Source organism: uncultured Oribacterium sp. (assembly GCF_902481605.1).
Taxonomy (GTDB): Bacteria; Bacillota; Clostridia; order Lachnospirales; family Lachnospiraceae; genus Oribacterium; species Oribacterium sinus.
Genome location: NZ_CABSXI010000103.1, coordinates 1 through 4,927 on the forward strand (window position 1 = coordinate 1; position 4,927 = coordinate 4,927).

General features: G+C 46.1%; 4 protein-coding genes. 1 reads left to right on the plus strand and 3 read right to left on the minus strand.

Annotated features, from left to right (window positions below; genetic code table 11):
• Positions 1 to 71 precede the first annotated feature (71 nt).
• From dnaB to RDQ32_RS10715, 3 genes are all read right to left on the minus strand, one after another.
• Positions 72 to 1,430, minus strand: a complete 1,359-nt coding sequence (dnaB, locus tag RDQ32_RS10705; protein WP_183684566.1) for a replicative DNA helicase — start codon at positions 1,428 to 1,430, stop codon at positions 72 to 74.
• 122 nt (positions 1,431 to 1,552) lie between these two features.
• Positions 1,553 to 2,002: a 50S ribosomal protein L9 gene (rplI, locus tag RDQ32_RS10710; RefSeq protein ID WP_007156809.1), complete on the minus strand. Its 450-nt coding sequence runs from the start codon at positions 2,000 to 2,002 to the stop codon at positions 1,553 to 1,555.
• A complete protein-coding gene (locus RDQ32_RS10715; RefSeq protein ID WP_308580470.1) occupies positions 2,002 to 4,044 on the minus strand; it encodes a DHH family phosphoesterase in 2,043 nt (680 codons plus the stop codon). Before RDQ32_RS10715 ends, rplI begins: the two co-directional genes overlap by 1 nt.
• Before the next feature lie 218 nt (positions 4,045 to 4,262).
• Between RDQ32_RS10715 and RDQ32_RS10720 the strand changes: the two genes are divergently transcribed.
• On the plus strand, positions 4,263 to 4,745 hold the full coding sequence (locus RDQ32_RS10720) for a choline-binding protein (RefSeq protein ID WP_308580471.1): 483 nt from the start codon (positions 4,263 to 4,265) through the stop codon (positions 4,743 to 4,745).
• Positions 4,746 to 4,927: the final 182 nt, after the last annotated feature.

Below are 4,927 nucleotides of genomic sequence, written 5' to 3' on the forward strand. Positions count from 1 at the left end.
ACCGGGCGGATTCGGGACTTTAACCCGTTAGAAACGTGCGCCGCTAGGCGCACAACAAAAGAGAGAAGCCCCTAGTGCTTCTCTCTTGTTGCATTCACAAACCTTGTATACTGGGGCTGCCATCCCAGGGTAACAGTTCCGATTGGACCGTTTCTTTGTTTGGCAATGATAACCTCCGCCACATTGGGGGTTTCGGAATCCTTGTGGTAATAGTCATCACGATATAAAAACATTACAATATCTGCGTCCTGCTCTATGGCTCCCGACTCTCTTAAGTCGGAAAGCATGGGACGATGATCCGGTCTTTGTTCCACCGCTCGGGAGAGCTGAGACAGGGCAATCACAGGGCAATCCATTTCTCTGGCAATGGCCTTTAGGGAACGGGAAATTTCAGAGATTTCCTGCTGTCTGTTTTCCGAAGAACGCTTTCCTCTTTCTCCGCTCATCAGCTGTAAATAGTCGATCATAATCAGAGAAATGCCCTTTTCCAGCTTCATCTTCCGGCATTTGCCCCGAAGCTCGGAAACCGTAATTCCCGGCGTATCATCAATCACCATATTGGCATGGGAGATACGGTCAATTCCCTCTATCAGATTTCCCCAGTCCTCATCGGTAAGATTTCCCTTTCGCAGCTTATCCGCATCAATGGAGGTTTCCAGAGAGAGCAGACGATTTACCAGCTGCTCCTTGGACATCTCCAAAGAGAATACCATAGCCGGCTCCCGTTTCTTTACCGCCACATGATCCAGGATATTGAGTACAAAGGCGGTTTTTCCCATGGAAGGACGGGCGGCAATCAGAATTAAATCAGACTTTTGTAATCCGGCGGTTCGATAATCCAGGTCAATAAAGCCGGTGGGCACACCGGTAATGGATTCCTTCTGCTTGGATGCGGCTTCGATTCGTCGAAGCACATTCATCGCCACCTCATCAATGGGAACAAACTGCCGGTTATTTTTCTGCATCAGCAGCTGGAAAATCCGTTTCTCCGTACTTTCCAGTATGGTCTCCAAATCTTCTTTCCCGCTGTAGCAAAGCTCTGCAATCTCCTCATTGGTTTTAATCAAAGCCCGCAGGGTAGACTTTTCCTTTACCATCTCCGCATAGAGACGAACATTTCCCACACTGGGAACGGAAATCGCCAAATTTCTAAGGGTTTCCAGAGAAAAAAACTCCGGCGGAACATCCTTTTTTCTTCGAAGACGCTCTTGAAGACTGACAAAGTCAATGCTCACGCCCTCGGAAGACATTTCCCGCATGGCATCAAACAAAATATGATATTGTCTATTGTAAAAATCCTCCGGTACCAGAATTTCCAAAGCGGTCATCACCGCATCCTGGTCTCGAATCATGGCACCGATGACACTTTCTTCCGCTTCCTTGGCATGGGGAACGGTTCTTAGTACCAGGCGCTCTTCCTGTTCAGCCATTCTTTCTTCCCTCTCTACTTTCGGTCTAAAAAACTTCTCTCCTTTTCCTCATCATTTTCTGAAAAAGAGAGAAGTCTTCTAATTGCTTTAAGCCCGTGGCTAAAAGGTAATGAGTAATTGTTTTAAGCCTGTGGCTGAACGCTGACATGAAGAGTTGCTTCCACATCCTTATGCAGCTTCACCTTAATGTCATAGCCGCCGAAATTCTTCATCGGTACATCCAGCTCCATTTTCTTCTTGTCCACGGTAAGCTTATGCTGCTTCTTCAGTTCCTCCTGTACTTCCTTAGTGGAAATGGAACCGAAGGCTCTTCCGTCTTTTCCCGCCTTCATGGTGAACACCAGCTTAATGGCTTCCAGCTTTTCCTTTAATTCCTTAGCCTCTGCCAGTCTTTCCTCTGCCAGCTTTTCCGCATTTTGCAGCTGCAGCTTCAAGGTATTTAAGTTCTTTGCATCAGCCGGTACGCCGGTTTTGGTAGGTAAAATGAAGTTCCTTCCGTAACCTTCGCTAACCTCTACGATTTCTCCCTTTTTTCCTAATGCCTTTACATCCTTTAACAAAATCACCTTCATTACTCTACTTCTCCTTCCTCAATCATCTCGTCAATGGCCTTCTTGACCTGCACAATGCAGTCTGCCACTTCGCCCTCTTTAATCTGGGCTCCTGCCACGGTGCGGTGTCCTCCGCCCCCCAGCTTTTCCATTAAAACCTGCACATTCATCTCGTCAATGGAACGGGCAGAAATGAACACTACATCATTTACCTTGGTTAAGACCACACTGGCCTTAATTCCCCGAATATTTAAGAGCTCGTTGGCCGTCTTGGCACAAAGTACCGTGGGGCTTTCCGTGCCTTCACAGGAAACACTGCTGATGGCGAAGAAATCCCGGTAAATATCCGCCCGACTGATGGCCTCCGCCTTGGCCTGATAATCACTGAAATCCTCTCGAAATACCTTTCGGATTCTGGTGATATCCGCACCGCAACGTCTCAGATACGCTGCCGCCTCAAAGGTTCTTACACCGGTCTGGTTGGTAAACTCTCTGGTATCGATCACGATACCGCCATACATACAGTCCGCCTCAATGGGCTTTGCCTTGATACCGTCCCGAATATACTGCATCATTTCCGCAATCAACTCGGAAGCGGAGGAGGCATAGGGCTCGCAGTAGCTTAATACCGCTCCCTGAATCGTTTCGGAGCTTTGTCTATGGTGGTCAAAAACCACCTTGGTCTTCACCATGGTAAGAAGCTCCGGTTCATCAATGATGGACGGTCTGTCACAATCCACCACCACCAGCATGGTGTTGTTATCCACCAAATCCTTCGCGGTTTCTCCGTCAATAAACATATCCTTCGGATAGTCTTCATTTTCCAGAAAACGCTCTTTTAAGGGTAAAATGGTGGGGGTTACCCCGTTCTGTACAATATAAGCTCTCTTATCCAGGGCGGTAACCATACGATACACACCCACGGAGGAACCCAGACAGTCCATATCACTGTTGATATGTCCCATAATGAGTACCTTGTCCTTGGACTCGATTAACTCCTGGAAGGCCTGAGCCTTCACTCTGGCCTTTACTCTGGTAACACGCTCCGTGCTCTGGCTCTTTCCGCCGAAGAAGTTTAACTTCTCAGGGGTCTTTACGATAGCCTGGTCGCCTCCACGGCCCAGCGCCATATCCATACTGGTTCTGGCATATTCATAGTTCTGGGCATAATCTCCCGCACCGAAGCCGATACCCAAGCTGAGGGTTACGGAGAGGTCATTTCCCACATCTACCTTCTTCACCTCTTCCAGAATGGAGAAGCGGTCATCCATCATTTTTTCCAAAGCGGATTGCTTAAGAATGAAAAAATATTTATCCTTTTCGATTTTCTTTACTACGCCGTTGGCAGAATCGATATAACGGTTAATCTTTCGATCCACTAAAGCAGTAAGCAGGGATCTTCTCACCTCCTCAATCTGCTCCATAACTTCTTCGTAGTTGTCCACATAGGCAAGACCTACTACGATTCTCTCCTCATCCAGCTTCTGCTGTAATTCCAATTCTTCCGTTTCATCCCGAAGGTAAACCGCAATTAAACGAGTCTCCTCCGATAAGGTAAGGGATTCCGGCTCCGCATCCTGCAAGGAATCCACACGAATCAGGTCAATACAGTACTTTCTGTCCTTAAAGGAAGAATGTACTTCCAAGACCGCTCCGCTTTCCGTCAATATCTCTTTCTGAATATTGGGGAAAAGGGAAAGCAAATTCTTCTTTACCCCGCTGTCTTTTTGTAAGATGTGATGGAAGGCTTTGTTTTCCCAAAGAATTCCTCCCTCTTCATTGACAATACAATAGGCTGTAGGCATCTCTTCAAAAAGTCTGGCGTTGCTATCATTTGCCTTTAAGGAGAATTCCAAAAGGGAGGACATCAGCTTGGACTTTCTGCTCTGATAGAGATACAGTACAAAACAGACATATACTACAGCAAAAAAGAGAAGGACAAAAAATGCCTTCCAATCGATAAAGCTTAATGAAACTAAAATAGGAATCCACAGGAGAGAAAGCCAAATGGGCCACCGAAGATACTGGTCTATCGTCCCTGGTATTGATTTTCTTTTCTTCATCTTTCCTCTTTCTAAAAAAATACGCTGTGCCCTATTATACCCTTTCTTTTCCCATAGGTAAAGATAGAGAAAAAAGCGAAAAAATCTTTTCTTGACTTAATAAAAAACATTTTATCCTTAAGATTTTCTTTATTGTCTTTCTCTTTTCCAGTCGTTACAATGATGCAGAGTTTAAGGGATTCTATGATGATCCCAAGTCCATTTTAATGAGGTGAAATATGAAAAAAATGAAAATAGCGGTAGCAATGATGGCATTAAGCCTTCTTTCCAGCATTCCCGCCATGGCAAACTGGAATAAGGGTGCGGGGGCGAACAGCAACCGTTGGTGGTATGAAAATGAAGATCATTCCTATGCACATTCCGGCTGGTTCTGGTTAGACGGAAACAATGACGGCGTAGCGGAGTGCTATTATTTCGACCAGGAAGGTTGGGCATTACTCTCCACCACCACTCCCGACGGCTACACCGTAGATGAGAACGGTGCCTGGGTTGTGGACGGTGAAGTACAGACCAAGGACGTGGAAGTAAAGGCCAGTCCTAAGAAAACCACCACTGTAAAAAAGAAACAGAGAAAGAACGGTGTAATCAAGGAGTATAAGGTACATGCTTCCGGTTCTTCCACCGGTGTTGCGCCAAAGCAGGGTGAAGTCAACGGAGCAGACTTTAATAGGGAGCATCCGGCAGACAATAGCGAAAACTAACACCCTATCTCTTAAGAGCAATTTTATATAAAAAGGGAATGTAATCAGAATTATAGAGTAAATTTTTATGCAGTATAGGTCTAAAACAGGGGTAGTCTGAGCCCGCCGGTACTTACTGAAAGCAAGCAAAGCGAAGCTTGAAGTTAGTACCGCTACGTGGCGAAGCTAGCGAGAGCGTGCCC